Below are 21,827 nucleotides of genomic sequence, written 5' to 3' on the forward strand. Positions count from 1 at the left end.
GTCGAACGCGGCGCGCTAGGTGCCCACGCGGCGAATGATCGAGGGCGTTTCGGGCGTCGGGTAGCCCGCGTCCTTGAAGGTCTCGACAATCGCGCGGTTGGTGTCGAAATACACCTGCCAGTAGCTGTCGTTGCTGGTGTAGGGCCGCACTGCCAGCAGCGGGCCTTCGGGCGTGAACGAGAGAATCTCGACGTCGGGCGGCGGCTCCTGCGCAACGTTCGGAATCTTCGCGATGGCCGCACGCAGGCGGCTGGCGGCATCGACGGGATCGACGCCGTTGGCGATCTTCGCGGTCAGCTCCACGCGGCGCACGGGCGTCGCGCTGTAGTTCGAGATGGTGTCCGAGAAGATCTTGTTGTTGCCGACGATGTTGACCACGTTGTCCGGCGAGATGATCGTCGTGCCGAAGATGCCGAGTTCCTTCACGGTGCCCGTCACGCCCCCGGCCGTCACGAAGTCGCCCACCTTGAACGGGCGCAGCACCTGCATGAACACGCCCGCCGCGAAATGCGCGAGCAGGCCGCCCCACGCGGTACCGATGGCGAGGCCGAGACCGGCGAGGAGCGCCGCGAACGAGGTGGTCTGCACGCCGAACACCTGCAGGATCGCGAGGACCAGCAGCAGGTTCAACACCGCGGCGAGGATCGAACTGAGGTAATGCGCGAGCGTGGGGTCGACGCGCTCGTTGCGCGCGAGCACCTTGCGCAGCACACCGGCGACGAGGTTGATGGCCCAGCGTCCGATGATCCACAGGACGATCGCCGCCACGACCTTGGTCCCGAAGTCGATGCCCCGGGTCATGATGAATACGCGGATGGTTTCGAGATCCAAAATGCCCTCGCTTGTGTCGTTGGTTGAGCCTGGAAGACGTGCAACTGACAGCGGCGGGAGCATGACGGGCGCCGTGGTTCGCGCCGTCTGTCCCTTGGCGCATTTATAGGCGAAGCGGCGAAAGCGTGCATCCAGCGTGCCCGGCGGTCTCAGGGTTGACCCTGCGCACGGAGCGCGCGGCGCGCGTCCGGTCGATGCGGCATGCATGACCGTTCGGCTGTATCGTTGCGCGATCGACCCCGACACCAACCGACACTAAACAGGAGGCCCGCCATGAACCTGCCGAACACCGATCTCCATCTCATCACCGTGAAGCTCGACGAGCTGCGTCCCACGCAGATCACGGTGGGCTTTCGGGAGGTGAACGCCAAGCGCGCGCACTGGCAGACGCTCGACAAGAAGGGGCGCGCGGCGGCCATCGACTCGCACTGGTTTCCCGCCGTGCTCGGGCCGAAGTCGCGCTACTACGTGGTGGATCACCACCACCTTGGCCGCGCGTGGCTCGAAGAATCGGTCGAGAGCGTGCGGGTGACCGTGCTCAAGGATCTCTCGTGGCTCGAGCCCACCCTCTTCTGGCGCATGATGGAGCACAACCAGTGGGTGCATCCGTTCGATGCCGCGGGCGAGCGCTGCGAATTCGACCACCCGACGCGCGTTATCTGCCGGGCTGGTCGGGCGTGGTGCCAGCCGCGCCGGCAGCGCCGTCGGCGGCGCCGGTCAAGGCGGCCAAGGCTGACAAGCCAGCCAGGGTCAAGAAGCGCTGAAGCGGGCGGCGCAGCCTGCGTCGCCAGGGCGAGATGCAGGCGTGCGCGGGCTTGCGTTCGTACCACCCGCGCGCGCATCGCTTGCGCGCCAGTTCAGCGCGCGTCGGGCAGCGGCGCCTGCGGCGGCGTGCCTTGCGTGAGGTAGTGGCAGAGCCACTCGGTGGCGGGGCCGCGCGCCGCGTCGGTGCGATGGATCAGCGAGATGTTGTAGCTCACCGAGCGCCGGTCGGCGAGCGCGACGCGCACGAGCCGGCCGGCTTCGAGATCGGCTTCCACGAGGTGCTTCGGCATCGACCCCCAGCCGAGGCCCGCGAGCAGCAGCCGGTGCTTGGCGCCGAGGTCGCCGAGCTTCCACGCGCGATTGCTGTACACGCCGAAGTTCTGGCCTTCGGTGAGACGGCTCCGGTCGGTGAGCACCAGCTGCGTGTGCTCGCGCGCGTCCGAAATGCGCACGGGGTGCTGCGCCCTGGCGAGCGGATGGCAGGGGGCGGCCACGAGCACGAGTTCCACGGTGCCGATGGACTGCGCCTCGATCACGTGCGGCCAGTTATGGTTGGGCCCGCTGATCCCCACCGCGCAGTCGCCGTCTAGCACGAGCTTGAGCACGCCGCCGAGCGCTTCCATGGTGAGATTCAGCGCGACGGTGGGAAACGTGAACGCAAACGCTTGCAGCGCCTCGACGAGGCGCTGCGACGGAAACATCACGTCTACGGCCAGCGAAACTTCGCCCTCGAGCCCCCTCTGCAGGCCCGCCGCCTTGGCGTTAAGCTGACCCATGAGCAGATCGAGGCGGCGCGCGTCGGCGAGGATCGCGCGGCCCGCGGCCGTGAGTTCCGGCTTGCGCTTGCCGCGCTCGAACAGCGCGACGCCCAGCAGTGCCTCGAGATTGGCGATCGTATAGCTGACCACCGACTGCGCGCGGTCGAGCTGGCGCGCCGCCGCCGAGAAGCTGCCGGTTTCGGCGACGGCGATCAGCGCGCGCAGCTGCTCGAGGCTAGGGGAGCGTTCCGAGGTGCGGTCCACGAGGTGCGATCCTTTTCGATCTATCGAAAAAATGGATGATAACCATCCATTCTAGACGATTGTTTGAATAGGTTTGGCCGGGTAAAGTGCACACCTCGAATAATGGAGTCGTATGCCGATGAACCCTAACGTCAAGCCCGCCGAGCGCTATAACGGCGTCGCCATGCTGCTGCACTGGCTGATCGCTGCGCTGATCGTCTGGGGCTTTGCGCTCGGCTGGATCATGACCGACATTCCCGGCATCACGCCCACCAAGCTGCGCTACTTCTCGTGGCACAAGTGGATTGGCGTGACCGTGCTCGCGCTCGTGCTCGTGCGCATTCTCTGGCGCGTCACGCACACCGCGCCCGCGATGCCTGGCTCCATGCATGGCTGGGAACGGCTCGCCGCGCACCTGGGCCACACCGCGCTTTATGTGCTGATGGTCGCGATTCCCGTGACGGGCTACCTCTATAGCTCGGCGGCCGGCATCCAGGTCGTGTACCTCGGCATCTGGCCGATGCCCGTGCTGATCGGCCCCGACACCGCGCTCAAGGGTGTGCTGCGCGTCGTGCATATCTCGTTGAACTACACCTTGCTCACCGTCGTCGTGCTGCACGTGCTCGCCGTCATCAAGCATCAGCTGATCGACCGACAGAACATCCTCTCGCGCATGCTGCCGTTCGGCACACCGCGTGACTGACTTCGCGGCGCGCATGCGCCGACTCCATTTCCCGATGCCTCCCACCTTGGACCGACTGCCCATGATCCAGCGTCTTGCCCATTCCGCCTCCGTCGTCGCGCTCGGCGCGGCGCTCGCCGCCGGCGCGGCGTTTGCCACGACCTTCGCCAGCAACGCCAACGCCGCGGCCGAAGCCGCGAAGAACTCCGTGAGCGCCGTGTTCAAGCAGATGAACGTGCCGGTCGAAGGCCGCTTCAATCACTTCACCGCCGACGTGCGCTTCGATCCGGCGAACGTCGCGGCGTCGAGCGCGAAGCTCGACGTCGAGGTGGCGAGCTTCGACCTCGGCGCGCCGGAATACAACAAGGAAGTTGCCGGCGACGAGTGGTTCGACGCCTCGCATTTCCCGCACGCGACCTTCGTCTCCACGCAGATCAAAGCCGGCGCGAACGGCGCGTTCACGGTGGCTGGCAAGCTGACCATCAAGGGCAAGACGACCGATGTCGTCGTGCCGGTGCAGTACCGCAAGGACGGCGCCACCCAGGTGTTCGACGGCACGCTGCCCATCAAGCGTCTCGCGTACGGCATCGGCTCGGGCGAGTGGAAGGACACCTCGATCGTCGCCGACGACGTGCAGATCAAGTTTCACATCGTGTCCGCCGCGCACTGACGCGCGTACGGCAGCGCTTTTTTATCCCGTTTCTCTCGCACCAGGAATCGATTCATGAAGACCACGATTTTCGCCGCGGCCGTTGCCGCCTCGTTCGCCGCCTTCGTCGCCACGCCGGCGCTCGCAGCCGCCACGACCTATAACCTCGACCCGATGCACACGTATCCGAGCTTCGAAGCCGATCACTTCGGCGGCGTCTCGGTGTGGCGCGGCAAGTTCACGAAGAGCTCGGGCACGGTCACGCTCGATCGCGAGGCGAAGACGGGCACGGTGGACGTGACGATCGACGCAGCGTCGATCGATACCGGCAACGCGAAGCTCGACAAGCACGTGAGCTCGGCCGAATTCCTCGACACCGCGAAGTACCCGACGGCCACCTACAAGGGCACGTCGATCCGCTTCGACGGCGACAAGCCCGTGGAAGTAATCGGCACGTTCACGCTGCATGGCGTGACCAAGCCGCTGAACCTGAAGATCGACTCGTTCAAGTGCTTCCAGAACCCGATGCTCAAGCGTGAAGTGTGCGGCGCGGACGCGTCGGCGCAATTCGACCGTGCGGACTACGGCGTGAACTGGGGCCAGTCGTATGGCTTCAAGACGGCGACGACGCTGCAGATCCAGGTGGAAGGCGTCAAGGCAGACTGAGTGCGCGCGCGGCATGGACCGCGCGTCGCTCGATGCGAAGCCCGTGCGCTGTCAGGCGCGCGGGCTTTTTTTGGTGCGGGCAGCGATAAGGACGACGAAGTGTCGTCAGTGGATCGGCGAGGTTGCGTGCGTGCTGCGCGGCGACAGCGCAACATCGACGACGTGCGAATGCCAGATGCCGCAGGTGGCCTTCACGGGCACCCAGGCGTACTTGCCGCGGACCTTGGCGAAGGCGCGCAGATGGATCAGCGTGTCGATGGACGGGACCGGCGTGAGCGTGTCGCTCGCGGCGGGCGCGGGCGTGGCATTGGTGGGCGCGGGCTGCTCGATCGTCGCCGAGAGCGCGCGCCGATCGGGCACGAGCAGCGAATCGTAGCGCTGCGCCTTGTGCACCCACTGGTCGAGCGCGGCAACGCAATTGACGACGGCGTCGGGCACGCGAATGCGGCGCAGGTATGCGTAGTCTTCGGGTCGCGGCTGGATTTGCGCCTGAACGCGCAGACTGAGCCAGAATAGCGCGAGCAGGGCGCAGGCAAGGGTCGTGAACTTCATGATGACGTGGCCTGTGCAGCGAGGATGGGACGGCGGGGGAGGAGGGAGTATACAAGCTGGGGTGCATGCTCGCGCGCCGAGTCACTCAAACCGCCTGAGCTTGCGCCGTACGCTGCAAAGCAAAAAGCCCAGTCCGGAGACTGGGCTTTCTGTTTGATGCTTTGGTAGGCCGTACGGGATTCGAACCTGTGACCAACGGATTAAAAGTCCGCTGCTCTACCAGCTGAGCTAACGACCCAAAAGAGAAGCGGGATTATAGCGGCGCCCGGTCAATACGTCAACTTTTGCCGTCATAAAACCGATGGAAGCGCCCGGAGCACGCCGTGCCCCGGGCCTTCCCTGTATGCGAGAGGCGCGTTTCGCGGCTTTGGCATTACGCCAGCGCCACGTCACGCCAAAACCAGCCAGCAGCGCTTATTTGAGCTGTGCAAGCTTGCTCTGCGCCGTCTGGGCGACATCCGAGTTGCCGTACTGCGAAACGACCTGTTCGAGCGTGCGTTTGGCCGCAGCCTTTTGCCCCTGCTCGATCTGGTTGTTCGCGATGGCCAGCAGCGCCTCGGGGGCGCGCGGATGCTGCGGGTATTTGTTGACGACGTTCTGCCACGTCGCGGTCGACCCCTTGTAGTCCTTCAGCGCATAGAGCGCGTTGCCGAGCCAGTACTGCGCGGTCGGCTGGTAAGGACTCTGCGGGAACTTCGCGATGAAGCTGCGGAACGATGCCGCCGCGTTCTTGAAGTCGCCGTTGCGGAACTGCTGCGAAGCGGCGTTGAACGCGTCCATCTCGCCCGGCTGAACCGTGCCTTGCATGCCGTCCACGGTCTCCTGCTGCGGCTCGAACTTCTTGAGTCGCGTGTCGAGATCCGTGTAGTAGTCCTTCTGTTGCTTCTGCAGGGTCGCCAACTGGTTCGCGATATCCTCGTTCTGTCCGCGCAACGTCGCGACCTGCTGGTTGAGCTGATCGAGGTGGTTGGACTGGTCGAGGATCGTGCGTTGAGCGGCGGACAGCTGGCTGGACAGGCTGTCCGTTTTCGCGCGCAGGTCGAGAATCGCCTGGCGCGCCTGATCGTCATCGAAGATACCCGCGTGAGCTGGCAGCGCCGCAAAGGCGACGCCAGCCACGCAAGCGGCTGCGGCTACGCGCAGCGGGGAGAAACGGTGCGACATACGCCCCTTCATCCAATGCTCAATTACTGTTGATACACGAGGTCAGCACGGCGGTTCTGCGCCCACGATGCTTCGTCGTGGCCCGTTGCGACCGGCTTTTCCTTACCGAGGCTGACAGCTTCCATTTGCGAATCGGGCACGCCCATCAGCGAGAGGGCGCGACGGACCGCTTCAGCACGCTTTTGACCCAGCGCCAGGTTGTATTCGCTCGTGCCGCGCTCGTCGGTGTTGCCCTGGATCAGGACGTGACGTTCCGGGTGCGTCTTGAGGTACTGTGCGTGAGCTTGCAGCAGCGACTGGTAGTCGTCCTTGACGGCGTAGCTGTCGAAATCGAAGTACACGCTGCGCTTGGCGAGCGGGCTGTTCGGGTTGTTCAGCTCATCGACGTTCACCTGGGCGACCGCGTTCGGGTTCGGCTGGGTGTTCATCGCACCGGCGTTCGGGTTCGTTTCCTTGACACCCGACTTGCACGCTGCCAGTGCACCGATCATCAAAACGGCCAAGGCCAGGCGTACTTTCTTCGACATCATTTTTCTCTCCTGAAGTGTTATTGCATAAAGGGACCCCAGGACGGCTCGCGTACGCTGCCGCCCTGAACGGACAGGATTTGCCGCGTACGACCGTCGGTCGATACTGCGGCCAGCACGCCACGGCCGTTCACCTGTGTGGCGTAAAGAATGTACTGACCGTTCGCCGCGAAGCTGGGCGATTCGTCATGTGTCGTGTCAGTGAGCGCCGTGGCGACACCGGACTGCAGATCTTGAATGTACAGCTTAAATCCGCCGCCCGTGCGTGAGATGTACGCCAGTTGCTTACCGTCCGGGCTGACCTTCGGGCTCGTGTTGTAGTTGCCCGTGAACGTCACACGCTGTGCCGCTCCGGCGCTTTCGCCCTGGGCCGGCATCTTGTAAATCTGAGGCTGGCCGCCGCGGTCGCTCGTGAAATAAATCCAGCGTCCGTCAGGAGAGTAGTTGGGTTCGGTGTCGATCGTCGTGCCTTGCGTGAGGCGGTGCAGGCCGGAGCCGTCGGCATTGACGGCGAAGATCTGCGTGTTGCCCGTGCGCGACAGTGCTACCGCGAGCGTGCGGCCGTCGGGAGACCAGGCCGGCGCCGAATTGTTGCCCTTCTGGTCCGAAATGATCACGCGGCGACCCGTCGGCAGGTCATGCACGTAGACGATCGGCTTCTTCTTTTCGAAAGATACGTAAGCGACCTTGGTGCCGTCGGGCGACCAGGACGGCGAGATGATCGGCTCGGGGCTCGACAGCGCGATGTGCGCGTCTTGTCCATCGGAGTCCGAAACCTGCAACTGGAAGCGGCCGCCCGTCTTGATCACGTACGAAAGACGCGTGGCGAACACGCCGCGATCGCCGAGCAGCTTCTGATAGATGTAGTCGGCAACCTTGTGTGCGCTCATGCGCAGGCCGCTTGCCGGGCTCGTGAGCACGAGGCCGCCGAGGCTTTCGCCCTTCACGGTGTCGTAGAGCTTGAAACGCACTTCGTACTGGCCGTTGGCGAGCTTGTTCACGCTGCCCGCAACGAACGCATTGGCGCCCTTGGCCTTCCAGCTGCCGAGGTCGACGGAGTCGTTTTCCGAGATCGGTGCGCTGCCGGCGTCGATATTGGTGAATTTCCCGCTGCGTTGCAGGTCGGCGCGGACGATGGCCGCGACCTGCTCGGGCGAATTCGCTTCACCGGCAAAGTTAGCCGTGGCGATGGGGAACTGGGTAGAGCCCACGCCGGTGACGAGGACGTTGAGTTGTGCGTTCGCCGCTCCGCCCGCCGTGATCAGGCAGGACGCGACGAGGGTTCGCAGGCCAAGCTTCGTCATCAATGTCATGCTGTGATATTTCCTGAAAAAAGCAATTTTGTCATAACGCGCAACAGCAGACTGACCCGAAAACGTTCGAATCGTTCCTTTTTAGCCACTGTTGCGCGGCGGCTTTCCTCAACCTTTCTGCGCCTTGCGCTCGCCATCAACCTGCCGGGCGCAAGGTGATCTTGAAGCTCGAAGGCGCCTTGCCGTCGGTATCGACCGGCATCGGATCCGAGCGCTGGACCGCCCGCAACGCGGCGTCGTCCCACGACGAGTTGCCGCTGCTGCGCGAGATCGTTGCCGAAAGCAGCGTGCCGGTCGGTGAGCAACGCACCGCGATCTCCGTCTCGAGACCCGACGTTTCGCCCGACCACACGATGTTCGGACGCACGCGGCGGCGCACCTTGTCGGCGTAGCCCGGCGACGTCGCGTTGCCGCCCGAGCCGCTGCCCGTGCCGCTCTTCGCAAGCCCGTTGCCGCTCGAGCCTTCGCCGCCGCCCATCGAGCCTTGCATCTGCGCGATGCGGGCGCGGCGTTCCGCGTCGAGCTTCTTCGCCTGGGCGTCAGCTTGCGCCTTCGCCTTGGCCGCCTTCTCTGCGTCGGCCTTCTTCTGCGCGTCGAGCTTCGCCTGCTTCTGCTGCTCTTCTTCCTGCTGCTGCTTCTTGAGCGCGTCCTGCTGCTGTTGCTGCTGCTTTTGCTTCTCCGCCGTGGCCTGCTGCTGTTGCTGCTGCTGCTTGAGCTTTTCCGCCTTCTGCTGCGCGGCGAGTTGCGCAGCCTGCTGGGCCGCGAGCTGCTGACGCTTCGCTTCGGCTTCCTGCTGGGCTTTCAGCCGCTGCTGCTCGGCCAGTTGCGCCTCGCGCTGCGCTTCCTGCTGCTTACGCTTTTGCTGTTGCAGCGCAATGTCGGCTTCCTCGGTTTGCGGCGGCGGGGCAGGGGCGACCGGCGCGGGCGGCGGCAGCGGCTTCGGTGTCGACAGGTCCGGCACCTCGGTCCACAGTTCCGCCTCTTCACCCGCCGGCGTGCTGTTCTGCCAGTGGATGCCGTGATAGAGGAACAGACCGAGCAGCACGTGCATGAGCACCGCGAGGGCGATAGCACGTCCCGTGCCACGCTCTCGCGGAGGCTGCAGCGGATACGAATCGTTCTTGCGGATCATTGCGATTTGACGAGCAGTCCGACACGTTTGACGCCATGCGACTTCAGATCGGACATCACGTTCATCACCGTCTCGTATTTGACGGACTTGTCGGCGGCGATCACGACGGGCTGGTCGGGATGGCTCTGCTCGCGATCGGCGACGAAGCCGTTGAGATCGGCGCGCGTCATGGTCTGCTGCTGCGTGGCGCCGGAGTCATCCTTGTAGCGTACGCTCAGATTGCCGTCGGGGCGAATATTGACCACGACGGGCGGCACCTGCTGCTGCTGCGACGCGCCGCCGACGGTCGGCAGATTGACGATGGACGGCGCCACGAGCGGCGCGGTCACCATGAAGATCACGAGCAACACCAGCATCACGTCGATGTACGGCACGACGTTGATGTCGGCCATCGCACGGCGCGAGCGGCTGCCTCGCATGCTCGAACGGACTGAGCCTCCCATCTTCGACTCCTTGCTTCGTGAAGATTAGTGGGCCTGACGCTGCAGGATGTTCGAAAACTCTTCGATGAAGGTTTCGAAGCGGATCGCCAGACGGTCGATGTCGTGCGCGTAGCTGTTGTACGCGACCACCGCCGGAATGGCGGCGAACAGACCGATCGCGGTCGCCGTCAGCGCTTCGGCGATGCCGGGCGCGACGTTCGCGAGCGTGGCCTGCTGCACGTTCGCGAGACCGCGGAACGCGTTCATGATCCCCCAGACCGTGCCGAAAAGACCGATGTACGGGCTCACCGAGCCGACCGAAGCGAGGAACGAGAGGTTCGCCTCGAGCGCATCCATTTCGCGCTGGAAGGCGGCGCGCATCGCGCGGCGGGCGCCGTCGAGCACGAGACTCGGATCGTTCAGGCGCTTCTCTTTCGCCTTCAGGAATTCGCGCATGCCCGACTCAAAGATACGCTCGAGCGCGCCGATCGTGTGACGGTTGTTGGCTGCGCTCTGGTAGAGCGCCTGCAGGTCGCCGCCTGACCAGAAGTCGCGCTCGAAGCGCTCTGTCTGGGAGCGCGCCCGGCGGATCGCAAACCACTTGCGGAAGATGAAAGTCCAGGAAATCAGCGACATGAGCAGAAGAAGCCCCATCACCGCCTGTGCCAGTATGCTCGCATTAAGAACGAGAGAAATGATCGACAGATCTTGTGTAGTGTTCATATAGGTTCGTTGTGACGTCCCGAAAGGGGCGAGCGGCTGCAAGACGACGCAAGGCTTCCTGTAGGCGGTTGGGAAGCTCGCGCGCCGTCGCGGCCGAACCCTGCTTGGTCCTGCATTGACCGGCGCGAGTTCACTGGCGTCGTATCAACGGTAATTACTGCACTGCCGTTGACACGGCGTACAGGTCTTTCTGGGGTCCCCGCTGCAAGGCTTCATGAACGGGGGCCGGAATGGGTGCGGGCCGCATGGCCGTGCTGTCGACGCAGGCAACACGAATGGTGCCCGTGGCGAGCAGCGTGTTTTCGCGCCACGCCTCCTGCATGAAGTCGACCGAGGCGCGGCCCAGCTTCTCGACGCGGCTGACAGTGGTGACGACGTCGTCGAGGCGCGCGGGCGAACGGTAGTCGAGCGCGGTGCTGCGCACGACGAAAAGCACGCCCGTTTCCTCGGCGAGCCGACGCTGATCGACGCCGCACGCGCGCAGCCATTCGGTGCGCGCGCGTTCGAAGAACTTCAGGTAATTCGCGTAAAACACGATGCCACCGGCGTCGGTGTCCTCGTAGTAGACGCGCACCGGCCACGTAAAGCCGCGCCCGGCCGGTGACGACGCCGCGTCCGGCTTGCTGGTGGAATTTTCCATGCCGCGCATTCTACCGGAACGCGAGGCCCCTACGTCTTTCGTACGACTGACGTAAGTATTAAATTTGTAAGGTATTTTTAGCCGCGGTGGATACTGGTGCCGGCGAACGTCTGGGCGACGGGCATCAGTTCGATCGTGTTGATGTTGACATGCGCGGGGCGTGTGGCGATCCAGTAGATCGAATCGGCGATGTCCTCCGCCGTGAGCGGCTGCACGTCCTTGTAGACGCCGGCCGCCCGGGTGTCGTCGCCGCGAAAGCGCACGTTCGAGAACTCGGTGCCGCCGCACAGGCCAGGCTCGATGTCGGTCACGCGCAGTGCCGTGCCCGCGAGGTCTGCGCGCAGGTTCAGGCTGAACTGGCGCACGAACGCCTTGGTCGCGCCATAGACGTTGCCGCCCGCATACGGCCAGCGGCCCGCCACCGAACCGAGGTTGAAAATGTGGCCGCGGTTGCGCTCGACCATGCCGGGCAAAAACGCGTGAGTGACCTGCACGAGGCCCGTGCAGTTGGTGTCGATCATGGTTTCCCACTCGTCGAGGTCGGCCTTCTGTGCCGGCTCCACGCCGAGCGCGAGGCCGGCATTGTTGACCAGCACGTCGATGCCGGCGAACCCGGGCGGCAGCGCGCCGGGCGCGGCCTCGACCGCCGCGCGGTCGCGCACGTCGAGCTCGATGGGCAGGAGGGCGTCGCCGAGTTCGGCGGCGAGGGCGTCGAGGCGGTCCTTGCGGCGAGCCGTGGCGACGACGCGATGTCCGCCCTTCACGAAGGCGCGGGCGATGGCGGCGCCGAATCCTGCGGACGCGCCGGTGACGAAAACGATCATGGTGGCTCTCTGGTCGGTAGAAGGCGAGAAAAGGGGAGAGCCTACTTGCAATGCCGCATTGCGGCAAGAAAGGGACAGTACGCGCGCGGGCCGCATGGCCGGCGCCGCCGCCCGGCGCGCCGCAGGCCCCGGGACGCCCGGGCGCACTGGGGGCGGGCGGTTGCCTATTCCCTGCCGTTCCAATACACTAACGCGCTCAATCCCTGCGTGACTGGCGATAGGGTTCCGGAATGGCGGCATTGGCGGTAGCCATGCGCTCGTTATTGGGGACCCAAGGTGGAACGACCCACCGTGAAGCGCAGGGTGCCGTTTTGCCGTTCGCCTGGGCAGCCTGATTTCGCGCGCTTTCGTTTGCGCTGCGGAGGCTGTCCTGCCTCGCGTGTGCGGCACCCCCTTCCGCCACGTCAAGGCTGGCCTCTTCGCCAGCAGCGCCGCGTACCCGCTACGCGTTCCGCGCGAGACCCGGTCAACCTGAACACACTTAACGGAATCCGTATGTTTGACAGAGCCGAAAGCACCATCGCCAACGTCGATCCCGAACTCTTCAAGGCGATCGAACTCGAGAACCGCCGCCAGGAAGAGCACATCGAGCTCATCGCGTCGGAAAACTACACCTCGCCCGCGGTCATGGCCGCGCAGGGCTCGCAGCTCACCAACAAGTACGCCGAAGGCTACCCCGGTAAGCGCTATTACGGCGGCTGCGAAAACGTGGATATCGTCGAGCAGCTCGCGATCGACCGCGTGAAGCAGCTGTTCGGCGCCGAAGCCGCGAACGTTCAGCCGAACTCGGGCTCGCAGGCCAACCAGGGCGTGTTCTTCGCCGTGCTCAAGCCGGGCGACACCATCATGGGCATGAGCCTCGCCGAAGGCGGCCACCTCACGCACGGCATGGCGCTGAACATGAGCGGCAAGTGGTTCAACGTCGTGAGCTACGGCCTCGACGCCAAGGAAGACATCGACTACGAAGCGCTCGAAAAGCGCGCGCACGAGACCAAGCCGAAGTTGATCATCGCCGGTGCGTCGGCATTCGCGCTGCGTATCGACTTCGAGCGCATCGCCAAGGTTGCCAAGGCGGTCGGCGCGTACTTCATGGTCGACATGGCGCACTACGCCGGCCTCATCGCCGCGGGCGTCTACCCGAACCCGGTGCCGCACGCCGACTTCGTCACCACGACCACCCACAAGAGCCTGCGCGGCCCGCGCGGCGGCGTGATCCTGATGAAGGCGGAGTTCGAAAAGCAGATCAACTCGGCCATCTTCCCGGGCATCCAGGGCGGTCCGCTCATGCACGTCATTGCCGGCAAGGCCGTGGCGTTCAAGGAAGCGCTCTCGCCGGAATTCAAGACCTACCAGCAGCAAGTGGTCGACAACGCGCGCGTGCTGGCGGAAACGCTGGTCAAGCGCGGTCTGCGCATCGTTTCGGGCCGCACGGAAAGCCACGTGATGCTGGTGGACCTGCGCGCCAAGAACATCACCGGCAAGGCGGCGGAAGCCGTGCTCGGCACCGCGCACATCACGGTCAACAAGAACGCGATCCCGAACGACCCGGAAAAGCCGTTCGTGACGAGCGGTATCCGCCTCGGTTCGCCGGCCATGACGACGCGCGGCTTTGGCGTGAAGGAAGCCGAGCAGGTGGGCAACCTGATTGCCGACGTGCTCGACAATCCGGAAGACGCCGCGACGATCGAGCGCGTGAAGGCGCAGGTTGCCGAGCTGACGAAGCGTTTCCCGGTTTACCGCTAAGTCACGCGACAACCCATGCGCTGCCCCTTTTGCCGGCACGAAGACACGCAGGTCGTCGACTCGCGTGTGTCCGAAGACGGCGCCGCGATCCGGCGCCGCCGCCGCTGCCCTGCCTGCGACAAGCGTTTCACGACGTACGAGCGGGTCGAGCTGGCGATGCCTTCGATCGTCAAGAAGGATGGCAGCCGCACGGAATTCGACCGCCGCAAGATCATGGCGAGCATGCAACTGGCGCTGCGCAAGCGCCCGGTTGCGGCCGATGCGATCGACGCGGCGGTTGCCCGTATCGAGTATCAACTGCTCGGCAGCGGCGAGCGCGAAGTGCGCAGCGAGCGCCTTGGCGAGCTCGTCATGGACGAGTTGCGCGAACTCGACAAGGTCGCGTTCGTACGGTTTGCTTCGGTGTACCGACGCTTCGAGGACGTCTCCGAATTCGAAGACGTGATCGAGGAATTCCGCCGCGCGGGTGCCAACAACCCCGCGAAAAAGCGCTGAGCGCATCCGCATTTTTCTTCCTCCCTGCCAGGCCGCGGTCGTAACGCTCGCATTCTCGCGAGCCGACGCTGCGCGCACCAGCTAGCCGTTCGGCTAATTGTTTCGTTTCGCTTTCGTCCGTAGATTGATGGCAATCCGCTCGAACTAAGGATTGCTCATGAAGTCCGGAGGATTCACGCTCATTGAGACGATGGTCGTCATCGTCCTGCTGGCGATCTGCGCAACGGTTTCCACGCCCGTTTTCACCGCGTGGCGCGTACGCGATCAGGTCGACGCGCGCGCCAATGCCCTGCTCGGCACGCTTGCCTACGCACGCAACGAGGCCATACGGCGCAAGTCGCGCGTTACCGTTTGTCGCGTCGGCGCCGCGCACCATTGCCTCGAGGCGGCCAAAGCGTGTCCGTCCGGCATTGCCGACTGGTCCTGCGGCTGGGCCGTCATGATCGAGCGCGCCGGAGCGTCTATCTCGTTGCGCAACCAGCCGGCGCTCGACGCGATTTCCGTGGCGTCGGGGCTCGCTGCCATCACGTTTTCGCCGCCGGCGGGGCAGACCATCGGCAGCTTGCGCAACTTCGAGATTGCCCCGCGGGCGCCGTCGGCGGCTCAACGCGGCGCGGGCTGGCGGCGCTGCATACGCATCGCGCAGGGGGGCCGGGCACGCATCAGCGACGGCGCATGCACGGGGGCGTCATGAGCCGCGTGAGCGAGCGCGGCGCGCGCGGGTCGACGCTGCTGGAAGTCGCCATTGCGCTCGGCGTCATGGCGATGTGCGGGCTCGGCCTGATGAGCACGCAACTCGGGCTGATCCGGCATGCGCAACTGGCAGCGGCGCGCGAGCGCGCGGCCTTTGCCGCTGACGCCATGGCCGAAGTGGCGCACGTGGCGGGGGCAACGCCCGCAGCGGCTGATCGATGGAAGGCGCTGGCGGCGAGCGTCGTGCCCGAAGGGCGGCTGACCTTGTCGAGCGCGGGCGGCGACGCATCGATCGCGTCCGTGAGTTGGGCGGCGACACCGCTCGGCGCAGGGTCGGGATCGACCGCGGTTTCGCGGGTTGCGCCGTGTCTCGATGCCACGTCGCCCGCCGGACGCGCCTGCGTCGCGCTGGCGTTTTTGCGATGAACAAGCGTTTCGCCCACGTGCGCCAGCAGGCCGGCCACACCCTGCTCGAACTGACGATCGCCGTGTCGCTGGGCCTCGTGGTGACGCTTGGTGCGCTCTCGGTTTATCGCACGCAGCGCCAGGCCTATGCGCAGGCGAACGACGCCGCGCACATCCACGAGGCCGGCATGAATGCGTTGATGCTGATCGGCGAGCAGATCCAGATGGCCGGATTTGTTGCCGCGGACGCACGCTCGCCCCTTGCCGGCCCAGCGATCTTCGGCTGCCCGGCAGGGCGCCCGACCGACGCCGATGCGGCGCTTGTCTGCGGGCCGCTGTCGAGCCGTTCCGATGGGTTGGCCGTGCGCTATCAAGGCGACAGTGTATCGACGTGGCCCACCGTAAACGGCCAGGTAACCGACTGCCTCGGGCAGGGGGGTGGCGTGGCAGGCGTGGAAATCGTGAACCGCTATTACGCCGATGTGGCGAGCCAGACGACTCGCGGGAGCGAGCTTTACTGCGCGGGCTCCGGCAAGCCGCAGCCGCTCGTCGAGGGCGTCGAGCGTTTGCGCCTGCGCTACTGGACGGCGGGCGCGGCGCAGGCGGTCGAGGCTTCGGCGCTCACGCGCGATCAGTGGGCGTCGGTCGTGGCGATCGATCTGTGTGTGCTGGTGCACGGGGCGGCCTTTGCGCGGCGCATGCACTACGTCGATTGCGATGGTGTGCAGGCTGTCGGCGCGGATGGGCGTGCGCGACAGGCGTTCTGGCGGCACATCGTGCTGCGCAACGTTGTGCCGGCAGCGTCATGAGAACGCGCGTGGGCGGGAAGCGTCGCACACGCGCCGCGTGTCGGGGCGTGGCGCTCCCGGTCGTGCTGCTCGTCGTCGCGATGATGCTCGTGACCTCGGCGGCATGGTTCGAGGCCGCGCTGCTCGCGCGGCGCAACGCGGATGCCGTCGCCGATCATCTGCAGTCCTTCCATGCCGCCGACGCCGCGCTCGTGTTGTGCTCGCGTGCGCTGACGAATGGCTCGCTGGCCGCGCCTGTGGCGGCCACGCAGCCCGGCGAGCCGCAAGCGTGGCGGCGGCGGGACAGCTTCGAGCGGCAGGCGGTCGTGCCCGTTGCCGCGTGGCCGGGGTCCGTGCGCTTGCCGCAATGCATCGTCGAGGCCTGGCGCATCGAGAGCCGTCCGCTGGTTCGCGCATATCTCGTCACGGCGCGAGGGTTCGGTGCAACGGAAGACACGCAAAGCTGGCTGCAGGACCAGGTGGTCATCGAAACCGAGGGTGACGCGACGCGCATCGAGCATCACTGGCGTCGCGTCGTCGCGAGGCCATTTTGACGACGCCAACGGGAGGAAAGGTGAAGAGCAACCGGTACAACGCGTTCACACTGCTCGAACTGGTCATCGCGCTGGCGGTGGCCGCTATCGTCGCCGCCTTCGCGATGCCGGGGTGGAGCGCGCAGATCGCGCGGGGACATCGCATCGACGCCGTGGCCGCGCTTTATCGCGCAGCGCAACTCGTCGATACGCAGAGCGTGTCGATGGCGCTTTTGCCCACTGGGTTCGACCAGGCTCCGCCGACGGGAACGCCCGTCTACCGCCTGCGTCTCATGCCCGCCGACGATTCCAACGGCGGCTACGCCCTCGTAGCCGATCCGGTGGAAGCGGGACCGATGCGTGACGATGCGTGCGGCGCCTTCGTGCTCGATGCAACCGGCGCGCGCAGCAATCACGCGGCAGGCGTTGGCGCGGTCGCGGCGGCGACGCAGATGTGCTGGAGAGACCGGTGAACGGCCTGGAGGGGCGGTCGCGGGCGGCCGTTAGCCGGTGAGGTCGTCTTCGTCGGACCTGTCGCGGGCAGGCGGGTTCGCCGAGGTGCCGCGCTGGCGCCGCACCTGCTGCCACACGCGATACGCTTCCCACGCCGTAAAGGCGAGGCCGCCCCACTTGATCACGGGGCGTGCCGCCGAAACGATGCTCGTCCGCAGCGGCTTCGCCACGATGAGCGAGATGAGCGAACTGACCAGCGGATATTCCTTGAGCAGGCTGCCGAGGCCGGAAGCCACGCCGCCGCCAGAGCGACCGAATCCGGGCACCACGAAGCGCAGCCAGCTGAAGTTCGTAACCGTCGCGCGGATGTCCACGAGCGCTTCGGCCATTTCGGCGCGCTCGACGCTCGCGCGCACGAGCAGCAGTTCCTTGCGCAGGGCGCGCAACTGCGGCGTCGAGAGGTCATGTGCGCGGCCGCGGGGGGGGCGAAAAGCAGTGTCCGGTCGGGGTTGGTTCATGGCGTCGGCTCGCGGCTAGGGGTTGCGCAGGGCGTCTCGATCTTTCTCGAATTCCTCGAGCGTCGCCTGGAAGACGAGCGGCGCGGTGTGCAGCCCGCGACGCGCCTTCAGGCCGCAGAAAATCGCCGCGATCGCATAGACGATCGTGAGACCGGCGAGCGCCTCCCAGCGGTATGTGTCCCAGAAGGCGATGGCAACGAGCGCCGTGAGCGCGATCAGGGCAAGCATCGCGAACATCATCCCCGCGAGGCCAAGGAAGAGCACGCCGATGAGGCGGTCCTTCTCCTCGGCGAGTTCGATGCCGATCAGTTCTAGCCGCGTCTGTAGCATCGCGGACGCGGAGCCGAGCAGTCGGCGCAACGGCCCGTGTTCGTGTCGCTGCGAGTGGGTGTCTGTCGTCATGGCGATGGCAGGTGGCGCAGGCGGATGCCCGAGCAATCCGCAAGAAAGAACGCAAGAAAAAACAGCGGGCTCGATCGCCCGGCGAGACCTGTCGGCGCGGCGGGCCGCGTCAGCGCAAATTCGTGAGGCAAGCGCAGCCGGCTGCGGGTCGAGCGCGCCGCGCGGGCGGCCCGGAGACCGTCCGCGTGGTGCGGCGAGCCGCTTTATTTGCGGTTGATCAGCAAACCGACCAGCACGCCTACGCCGGCGGCGATCCCGATCGACGCCCACGGATGCTCGTGGACATAGTCGTCGGTGGCGCGTGCCGCTTTCTTGCCTTTCTCGACCACGACCACCTGGACGTCGGCGGCCTTCTCTTTTGCCTGCTTCAGACGCGAGAGTGCCGTTTCGCGCAACTCCGAAGCGCGCTCGCCCGTAGCGCTCGCAGCCTGCTTGAGCAGGTCCTCTGCATCCGCGAGGACGGTTTTGATATCGGACATCAGCCTCTCCTTGTTGACCTCTGACATTGACTGGCTCCCATCGTGTCACATCACGCGTGAATCGTAACAAAGATACGGGCGCTGGCAAGCGTGGCGCGCCGCCACGACCTGCAAATTCGCACGATCCGTTCCCGCGAGCGTGCGTGGACGGGGTTCTGGATCCCGCTCACAAAAAATCGCGAGGTGAGAGTCATTGATTTGATCCGGCACCTAAAGTTTCCTCCAACCGGCTCAAAATTACAAAAACTCATACCGGTGTGAGGCGATGTTCGTTCGCGGGGCGCAACCTGGGCCTGTATGCTTGAGTGTTGTAAACGTCTACTGGATCAACGGGCCGCGCGCGCCGTTTCGATCAATCCCGTTCACCTCGTTCAAAGGAACCGCACCATGAGTCTACGTCTTGGCGATATCGCACCCGACTTCGAGCAGGATTCGAGCATTGGCCGCATCAAGTTTCACGAGTGGCTCGGCAATAGCTGGGGCGTGCTGTTTTCACACCCGGCCGACTTCACGCCGGTCTGCACGACCGAGCTTGGCCTGACCGCCAAACTCAAGGACGAATTCGAGAAGCGCAACGTGAAGACGATTGCGCTTTCGGTGGATAGCGCCCAGTCGCACAACGAGTGGATCAAGGACATCAACGAGACGCAGGCCGCGAACGTCGGCTTCCCGATTCTCGCGGACGGCGACCGCAAGGTGTCCACGCTGTACGACATGATCCATCCGAACGCGAATGAGACACTGACCGTACGCTCGCTCTTCGTGATCGACCCGAACAGGAAGGTGCGCCTCATCATCACCTATCCGGCGAGCACGGGCCGCAACTTCGACGAGGTGCTGCGCGTGATCGACTCGCTGCAGCTCACTGACAACTATCAGGTCGCGACGCCCGGCAACTGGAAGCAGGGCGACGACGTCGTGATCGTGCCGTCGCTGAAGGACGAAGAAGTCCTCAAGCAGAAATTCCCGAAGGGCTACAAGGCCCTGCGTCCGTATCTGCGCATGACGCCGCAGCCGAACAAGTAAGCCGTTCGGCCAGCGTGCGCGCGGAAGGGGCGCCAAAACAAAAACGCCGCACGAAACGAATCGTGCGGCGTTTTTTTATGCGCCGGCGATGCCGGGCAGGGCAGCGATCAGAAGAACGCCTGAATGCCCGTTTGTGCGCGGCCGAGGATCAGCGCGTGGATATCGTGCGTGCCCTCGTACGTGTTCACGACTTCGAGGTTCACGAGGTGGCGCGCCACGCCGAACTCGTCAGAGATACCGTTGCCGCCCAGCATGTCGCGGGCGAGACGCGCGATGTCGAGCGACTTGCCGCACGAGTTGCGCTTCATGATCGACGTGATCTCGACGGCCGCCGTGCCTTCGTCCTTCATGCGGCCAAGACGCAGGCAGCCCTGTAGCCCGAGCGTGATTTCCGTTTGCATGTCGGCGAGCTTCTTCTGGATCAACTGGTTCGCGGCAAGCGGGCGGCCGAACTGCTTGCGGTCGAGCACGTACTGGCGCGCGGTGTGCCAGCACGATTCCGCGGCGCCGAGCGCGCCCCAGGCAATGCCGTAGCGCGCCGAGTTCAGGCAGGTGAACGGACCGCGCAGGCCCTGCACGCCCGGCATGAGGTTCTCTTCCGGCACGAACACTTCGTCGAGCACGATTTCGCCGGTGATCGAGGCGCGCAGACCCACCTTGCCATGGATGGCCGGCGCCGACAGACCCTTCCAGCCCTTCTCCAGGATGAAGCCGCGGATGTCGTCCTTGCCGTCTTCCTCGAGCTTCGCCCAGACGACGAACACATCGGCGATCGGCGAGTTCGTGATCCACATCTTCGCGCCCGAGAGCGAATAGCCGCCGTTCACCTTCTTCGCACGCGTGACCATGCTGCCCGGGTCCGAGCCGTGGTTCGGCTCCGTGAGACCGAAGCAGCCGATCCACTCGCCGCTCGCGAGCTTGGGCAGGTACTTCTGCCTTTGCGCTTCCGAGCCGAATTCGAAGATCGGCACCATCACGAGCGACGACTGCACCGACATCATCGAGCGATAGCCCGAGTCGATGCGCTCCACTTCGCGCGCGATCAGACCATAGGCGACGTAATTGAGGCCGGGGCCGCCGTATTGCTCGGGAATCGTCGGGCCGAGCAGGCCGACTTCGCCCATCTCGCGGAAGATCGAGGCGTCCGTCTTCTCGTGGCGGAACGCTTCCAGCACGCGCGGCGCGAGCTTGTCCTGGGCGTACGCGGCGGCGGCGTCGCGCACCATGCGCTCCTCTTCGGTGAGCTGCTGGTCGAGCAGTAGCGGGTCTTCCCAATGGAACTGGGCGTGTGCGGCCATGGTGTCTCTCCTTTCCTCAAATCCTTGAAATGGGCAAATTTGCGCTTGACCTGAGTTCCGCTATGCGGAACAATGTTTTGCAAATTGACTTTAGTGTAGCACCAGGGCGCCCATGTCTGCATCCGGAATGACTACGACCTCCTCTTTTTCTGCTTCGCTGGCCGAGGGGCCGATCGACGAGCGCAAGTTCGTCGTGGCGCTCGCCCGCGGGCTCGACCTGCTGCGCGCATTCCGTCCCGGCGAGACGCTGCTCGGCAACCGCGACTTCGTCGAGCGCACGGGCCTGCCCAAGGCGACCGTGAACCGGCTCGCGTACACGCTGACCGTGCTCGGCTATCTGCGCTTTGACGAATCGCTAGGCAAATATGCGCTCGACGCCGGGGTGCTGTCACTCGGCTTCGCGCTGCTCTCGGGCACGGACACGCTCGAACTCGCACGCCCGCATATGCGCGTATTCGCGCGCGAGGTGGGCGCCGCGGTGTCGCTGGGGTGCCGCGACGGCCTCGACGTGGTCTATCTGGAGACGATCCGCAGCGAGACGGCGCTCACGCTCGGCCTCGCCTCGGGCTCGCGGCTCTCGATGCTCACGAGCTCGATGGGCCGCGCCTATCTGGCCGTGCAGCCCATCGATGTGCGGATGGCGTTGTTCGCAGAACTGGAGAAGACAGCGGGCGCCGAAGGGCCGGCGTTGGTTGCGGCCGCGAAACGCGAGATCGAGGTGTTCGGCAAGGAAGGGTGCTGCTATTCGTTTCGCGACTGGCACGAAGACGTCAACGCCGTGGCGGTGCCGTTTCGCGAGCCGCGCGAGCGTCGCTGGCTCGTGCTCAGTTGCAGCGGGCCGGCTTCGTCGATGGGGCCCGAGGTGTTTCGCGAGCGCGTGGCGCCGCTCCTGAAGTCGCTGGCGCGTCGTCTCGGCGAAACGGTCTGACGCGCGAGCCGCGCGCGGCAGCGGGCACAAAAAAGCCGACCTTCGGGTTAATGCCGTTCAGTTAAGGTCTTTTTTAAGGTACCGAACGGAGTAACGCGAGGGGCGGGACTTGACGACCCGGTCGCATGCGCGGCCGGGTCGTTTTTCGTTGGGAAGAGACTTCAGCCGCTCCCGC

General features: G+C 65.2%; 28 protein-coding genes, 1 tRNA gene and 1 riboswitch. Of the genes, 13 read left to right on the forward strand and 16 right to left on the reverse strand.

Annotation, left to right across the window (positions count from 1 at the left end; translation table 11 throughout):
- Positions 1 to 15: 15 nt before the first annotated feature.
- Entirely contained in the window at positions 16 to 831 is an 816-nt protein-coding gene (locus AB4Y44_RS37755) for a mechanosensitive ion channel family protein (RefSeq protein ID WP_342921155.1), read from the reverse strand.
- Positions 832 to 1,104: 273 nt separating this feature from the next.
- Here AB4Y44_RS37755 and AB4Y44_RS37760 point away from each other — a divergent pair, with 273 nt between their 5' ends.
- The gene (locus AB4Y44_RS37760; protein WP_368702355.1) at positions 1,105 to 1,740 is read left to right on the forward strand and encodes a ParB-like protein; all 636 of its coding nucleotides are present in this window, start codon (positions 1,105 to 1,107) and stop codon (positions 1,738 to 1,740) included.
- Here the strand turns inward: AB4Y44_RS37760 and AB4Y44_RS37765 are convergent.
- Positions 1,689 to 2,618, reverse strand: a complete 930-nt coding sequence (locus AB4Y44_RS37765) for a LysR family transcriptional regulator (protein WP_342921154.1) — start codon at positions 2,616 to 2,618, stop codon at positions 1,689 to 1,691. The genes AB4Y44_RS37760 and AB4Y44_RS37765 overlap by 52 nt on opposite strands.
- Positions 2,619 to 2,736: 118 nt before the next feature.
- On the opposite strand from AB4Y44_RS37765, the gene AB4Y44_RS37770 reads away from it, so the two are divergent.
- From AB4Y44_RS37770 to AB4Y44_RS37780, 3 genes are all read left to right on the forward strand, one after another.
- Entirely contained in the window at positions 2,737 to 3,300 is a 564-nt protein-coding gene (locus AB4Y44_RS37770) for a cytochrome b (protein ID WP_342921153.1), read from the forward strand.
- A 61-nt stretch (positions 3,301 to 3,361) separates the two neighbouring features.
- Positions 3,362 to 3,949, forward strand: coding sequence for a YceI family protein (locus tag AB4Y44_RS37775; RefSeq protein WP_342921152.1), 588 nt, complete (start codon positions 3,362 to 3,364; stop codon positions 3,947 to 3,949).
- Positions 3,950 to 4,003: 54 nt separating this feature from the next.
- A complete protein-coding gene (locus tag AB4Y44_RS37780; protein WP_342921151.1) occupies positions 4,004 to 4,594 on the forward strand; it encodes a YceI family protein in 591 nt (196 codons plus the stop codon).
- 105 nt (positions 4,595 to 4,699) lie between these two features.
- Here AB4Y44_RS37780 and AB4Y44_RS37785 read toward each other — a convergent pair whose 3' ends face one another.
- The 10 genes from AB4Y44_RS37785 to ydfG all read right to left on the reverse strand — a co-directional run bounded on the left by AB4Y44_RS37785 (position 4,700) and on the right by ydfG (position 11,891).
- The gene (locus AB4Y44_RS37785; RefSeq protein ID WP_368702356.1) at positions 4,700 to 5,146 is read right to left on the reverse strand and encodes a hypothetical protein; all 447 of its coding nucleotides are present in this window, start codon (positions 5,144 to 5,146) and stop codon (positions 4,700 to 4,702) included.
- 162 nt (positions 5,147 to 5,308) lie between these two features.
- Positions 5,309 to 5,384: transfer RNA gene (locus AB4Y44_RS37790), tRNA-Lys, on the reverse strand.
- Between the two features lie 176 nt (positions 5,385 to 5,560).
- Positions 5,561 to 6,310: a tol-pal system protein YbgF gene (ybgF, locus tag AB4Y44_RS37795; protein ID WP_368702357.1), complete on the reverse strand. Its 750-nt coding sequence runs from the start codon at positions 6,308 to 6,310 to the stop codon at positions 5,561 to 5,563.
- A 23-nt stretch (positions 6,311 to 6,333) separates the two neighbouring features.
- Positions 6,334 to 6,840 carry a peptidoglycan-associated lipoprotein Pal gene (pal, locus tag AB4Y44_RS37800; protein ID WP_042266217.1) on the reverse strand — a complete coding sequence of 169 codons (507 nt, stop codon included), beginning with the start codon at positions 6,838 to 6,840 and terminating at the stop codon, positions 6,334 to 6,336.
- A gap of 17 nt (positions 6,841 to 6,857) precedes the next feature.
- Positions 6,858 to 8,150: a Tol-Pal system beta propeller repeat protein TolB gene (tolB, locus tag AB4Y44_RS37805; RefSeq protein WP_342921148.1), complete on the reverse strand. Its 1,293-nt coding sequence runs from the start codon at positions 8,148 to 8,150 to the stop codon at positions 6,858 to 6,860.
- Between the two features lie 136 nt (positions 8,151 to 8,286).
- The gene (gene tolA, locus AB4Y44_RS37810) at positions 8,287 to 9,282 is read right to left on the reverse strand and encodes a cell envelope integrity protein TolA (RefSeq protein ID WP_368702358.1); all 996 of its coding nucleotides are present in this window, start codon (positions 9,280 to 9,282) and stop codon (positions 8,287 to 8,289) included.
- Positions 9,279 to 9,725: a protein TolR gene (gene tolR / locus AB4Y44_RS37815; protein WP_035513412.1), complete on the reverse strand. Its 447-nt coding sequence runs from the start codon at positions 9,723 to 9,725 to the stop codon at positions 9,279 to 9,281. Before tolR ends, tolA begins: the two co-directional genes overlap by 4 nt.
- 24 nt (positions 9,726 to 9,749) lie before the next feature.
- Positions 9,750 to 10,427, reverse strand: coding sequence for a protein TolQ (gene tolQ / locus AB4Y44_RS37820; protein ID WP_028205324.1), 678 nt, complete (start codon positions 10,425 to 10,427; stop codon positions 9,750 to 9,752).
- A 154-nt stretch (positions 10,428 to 10,581) separates the two neighbouring features.
- Positions 10,582 to 11,076, reverse strand: coding sequence for a tol-pal system-associated acyl-CoA thioesterase (gene ybgC / locus AB4Y44_RS37825; RefSeq protein WP_069262809.1), 495 nt, complete (start codon positions 11,074 to 11,076; stop codon positions 10,582 to 10,584).
- Between the two features lie 68 nt (positions 11,077 to 11,144).
- The gene (gene ydfG / locus AB4Y44_RS37830; protein WP_368687631.1) at positions 11,145 to 11,891 is read right to left on the reverse strand and encodes a bifunctional NADP-dependent 3-hydroxy acid dehydrogenase/3-hydroxypropionate dehydrogenase YdfG; all 747 of its coding nucleotides are present in this window, start codon (positions 11,889 to 11,891) and stop codon (positions 11,145 to 11,147) included.
- Between the two features lie 197 nt (positions 11,892 to 12,088).
- Positions 12,089 to 12,226: riboswitch (ZMP/ZTP riboswitch) on the forward strand.
- Positions 12,227 to 12,386: 160 nt separating this feature from the next.
- Between ydfG and glyA the strand changes: the two genes are divergently transcribed.
- The 7 genes from glyA (at position 12,387) to AB4Y44_RS37865 (ending at position 17,021) form a co-directional block, all read left to right on the forward strand.
- Entirely contained in the window at positions 12,387 to 13,634 is a 1,248-nt protein-coding gene (glyA, locus tag AB4Y44_RS37835) for a serine hydroxymethyltransferase (RefSeq protein WP_028205321.1), read from the forward strand.
- Positions 13,635 to 13,649: 15 nt separating this feature from the next.
- The gene (gene nrdR, locus AB4Y44_RS37840) at positions 13,650 to 14,129 is read left to right on the forward strand and encodes a transcriptional regulator NrdR (protein WP_342921144.1); all 480 of its coding nucleotides are present in this window, start codon (positions 13,650 to 13,652) and stop codon (positions 14,127 to 14,129) included.
- A 157-nt stretch (positions 14,130 to 14,286) separates the two neighbouring features.
- On the forward strand, positions 14,287 to 14,823 hold the full coding sequence (locus AB4Y44_RS37845; RefSeq protein WP_368702359.1) for a GspH/FimT family pseudopilin: 537 nt from the start codon (positions 14,287 to 14,289) through the stop codon (positions 14,821 to 14,823).
- Positions 14,820 to 15,248, forward strand: a complete 429-nt coding sequence (locus AB4Y44_RS37850; protein ID WP_368702360.1) for a hypothetical protein — start codon at positions 14,820 to 14,822, stop codon at positions 15,246 to 15,248. Before AB4Y44_RS37845 ends, AB4Y44_RS37850 begins: the two co-directional genes overlap by 4 nt.
- Positions 15,245 to 16,036, forward strand: coding sequence for a PilW family protein (locus AB4Y44_RS37855; protein WP_368702361.1), 792 nt, complete (start codon positions 15,245 to 15,247; stop codon positions 16,034 to 16,036). The genes AB4Y44_RS37850 and AB4Y44_RS37855 overlap by 4 nt, the downstream gene beginning before the upstream one ends.
- Positions 16,033 to 16,569, forward strand: coding sequence for a hypothetical protein (locus AB4Y44_RS37860; RefSeq protein WP_368702362.1), 537 nt, complete (start codon positions 16,033 to 16,035; stop codon positions 16,567 to 16,569). The genes AB4Y44_RS37855 and AB4Y44_RS37860 overlap by 4 nt, the downstream gene beginning before the upstream one ends.
- A 20-nt stretch (positions 16,570 to 16,589) precedes the next feature.
- Positions 16,590 to 17,021, forward strand: a complete 432-nt coding sequence (locus tag AB4Y44_RS37865) for a type IV pilin protein (protein ID WP_368702363.1) — start codon at positions 16,590 to 16,592, stop codon at positions 17,019 to 17,021.
- Positions 17,022 to 17,051: 30 nt separating this feature from the next.
- Here the strand turns inward: AB4Y44_RS37865 and AB4Y44_RS37870 are convergent, their stop codons facing one another.
- From AB4Y44_RS37870 to AB4Y44_RS37880, 3 genes are all read right to left on the reverse strand, one after another.
- Positions 17,052 to 17,519 carry a DUF3318 domain-containing protein gene (locus AB4Y44_RS37870; protein ID WP_368702364.1) on the reverse strand — a complete coding sequence of 156 codons (468 nt, stop codon included), beginning with the start codon at positions 17,517 to 17,519 and terminating at the stop codon, positions 17,052 to 17,054.
- 15 nt (positions 17,520 to 17,534) lie between these two features.
- The gene (locus AB4Y44_RS37875; protein WP_028205315.1) at positions 17,535 to 17,921 is read right to left on the reverse strand and encodes a phage holin family protein; all 387 of its coding nucleotides are present in this window, start codon (positions 17,919 to 17,921) and stop codon (positions 17,535 to 17,537) included.
- 203 nt (positions 17,922 to 18,124) lie between these two features.
- Entirely contained in the window at positions 18,125 to 18,427 is a 303-nt protein-coding gene (locus tag AB4Y44_RS37880) for a YqjD family protein (RefSeq protein ID WP_007584918.1), read from the reverse strand.
- A 360-nt stretch (positions 18,428 to 18,787) separates the two neighbouring features.
- Here AB4Y44_RS37880 and AB4Y44_RS37885 point away from each other — a divergent pair, with 360 nt between their 5' ends.
- Positions 18,788 to 19,426: a peroxiredoxin gene (locus AB4Y44_RS37885; protein ID WP_368702365.1), complete on the forward strand. Its 639-nt coding sequence runs from the start codon at positions 18,788 to 18,790 to the stop codon at positions 19,424 to 19,426.
- A 107-nt stretch (positions 19,427 to 19,533) separates the two neighbouring features.
- On the opposite strand, the gene AB4Y44_RS37890 is transcribed toward AB4Y44_RS37885, so the two are convergent.
- Entirely contained in the window at positions 19,534 to 20,724 is a 1,191-nt protein-coding gene (locus tag AB4Y44_RS37890; RefSeq protein ID WP_368702366.1) for an acyl-CoA dehydrogenase, read from the reverse strand.
- 127 nt (positions 20,725 to 20,851) lie between these two features.
- Here AB4Y44_RS37890 and AB4Y44_RS37895 point away from each other — a divergent pair, with 127 nt between their 5' ends.
- A complete protein-coding gene (locus AB4Y44_RS37895) occupies positions 20,852 to 21,652 on the forward strand; it encodes an IclR family transcriptional regulator (RefSeq protein ID WP_342921137.1) in 801 nt (266 codons plus the stop codon).
- Positions 21,653 to 21,827: the final 175 nt, after the last annotated feature.

Origin of the sequence: Paraburkholderia sp. BR10937 (genome assembly GCF_040965695.1) — a bacterium.
In the GTDB taxonomy this organism is placed as follows: domain Bacteria; phylum Pseudomonadota; class Gammaproteobacteria; order Burkholderiales; family Burkholderiaceae; genus Paraburkholderia.

Bases quoted from the DNA above. Each gene is read 5' to 3' on its own strand.
- AB4Y44_RS37760 (WP_368702355.1), top strand. From the start codon at position 1,105: ATGAACCTGCCGAACACCGATCTCCATCTCATCACCGTGAAGCTCGAC.
- AB4Y44_RS37770 (WP_342921153.1), top strand. From the start codon at position 2,737: ATGAACCCTAACGTCAAGCCCGCCGAGCGCTATAACGGCGTCGCCATG.
- AB4Y44_RS37775 (WP_342921152.1), top strand. From the start codon at position 3,362: ATGATCCAGCGTCTTGCCCATTCCGCCTCCGTCGTCGCGCTCGGCGCG.
- AB4Y44_RS37780 (WP_342921151.1), top strand. From the start codon at position 4,004: ATGAAGACCACGATTTTCGCCGCGGCCGTTGCCGCCTCGTTCGCCGCC.
- AB4Y44_RS37785 (WP_368702356.1), bottom strand. From the start codon at position 5,146: ATGAAGTTCACGACCCTTGCCTGCGCCCTGCTCGCGCTATTCTGGCTC.
- ybgF (WP_368702357.1), bottom strand. From the start codon at position 6,310: ATGTCGCACCGTTTCTCCCCGCTGCGCGTAGCCGCAGCCGCTTGCGTG.
- pal (WP_042266217.1), bottom strand. From the start codon at position 6,840: ATGATGTCGAAGAAAGTACGCCTGGCCTTGGCCGTTTTGATGATCGGT.
- tolB (WP_342921148.1), bottom strand. From the start codon at position 8,150: ATGACATTGATGACGAAGCTTGGCCTGCGAACCCTCGTCGCGTCCTGC.
- tolA (WP_368702358.1), bottom strand. From the start codon at position 9,282: ATGATCCGCAAGAACGATTCGTATCCGCTGCAGCCTCCGCGAGAGCGT.
- tolR (WP_035513412.1), bottom strand. From the start codon at position 9,725: ATGGGAGGCTCAGTCCGTTCGAGCATGCGAGGCAGCCGCTCGCGCCGT.
- tolQ (WP_028205324.1), bottom strand. From the start codon at position 10,427: ATGAACACTACACAAGATCTGTCGATCATTTCTCTCGTTCTTAATGCG.
- ybgC (WP_069262809.1), bottom strand. From the start codon at position 11,076: ATGCGCGGCATGGAAAATTCCACCAGCAAGCCGGACGCGGCGTCGTCA.
- ydfG (WP_368687631.1), bottom strand. From the start codon at position 11,891: ATGATCGTTTTCGTCACCGGCGCGTCCGCAGGATTCGGCGCCGCCATC.
- glyA (WP_028205321.1), top strand. From the start codon at position 12,387: ATGTTTGACAGAGCCGAAAGCACCATCGCCAACGTCGATCCCGAACTC.
- nrdR (WP_342921144.1), top strand. From the start codon at position 13,650: ATGCGCTGCCCCTTTTGCCGGCACGAAGACACGCAGGTCGTCGACTCG.
- AB4Y44_RS37845 (WP_368702359.1), top strand. From the start codon at position 14,287: ATGAAGTCCGGAGGATTCACGCTCATTGAGACGATGGTCGTCATCGTC.
- AB4Y44_RS37850 (WP_368702360.1), top strand. From the start codon at position 14,820: ATGAGCCGCGTGAGCGAGCGCGGCGCGCGCGGGTCGACGCTGCTGGAA.
- AB4Y44_RS37855 (WP_368702361.1), top strand. From the start codon at position 15,245: ATGAACAAGCGTTTCGCCCACGTGCGCCAGCAGGCCGGCCACACCCTG.
- AB4Y44_RS37860 (WP_368702362.1), top strand. From the start codon at position 16,033: ATGAGAACGCGCGTGGGCGGGAAGCGTCGCACACGCGCCGCGTGTCGG.
- AB4Y44_RS37870 (WP_368702364.1), bottom strand. From the start codon at position 17,519: ATGAACCAACCCCGACCGGACACTGCTTTTCGCCCCCCCCGCGGCCGC.
- AB4Y44_RS37875 (WP_028205315.1), bottom strand. From the start codon at position 17,921: ATGACGACAGACACCCACTCGCAGCGACACGAACACGGGCCGTTGCGC.
- AB4Y44_RS37880 (WP_007584918.1), bottom strand. From the start codon at position 18,427: ATGTCAGAGGTCAACAAGGAGAGGCTGATGTCCGATATCAAAACCGTC.
- AB4Y44_RS37885 (WP_368702365.1), top strand. From the start codon at position 18,788: ATGAGTCTACGTCTTGGCGATATCGCACCCGACTTCGAGCAGGATTCG.
- AB4Y44_RS37890 (WP_368702366.1), bottom strand. From the start codon at position 20,724: ATGGCCGCACACGCCCAGTTCCATTGGGAAGACCCGCTACTGCTCGAC.
- AB4Y44_RS37895 (WP_342921137.1), top strand. From the start codon at position 20,852: ATGACTACGACCTCCTCTTTTTCTGCTTCGCTGGCCGAGGGGCCGATC.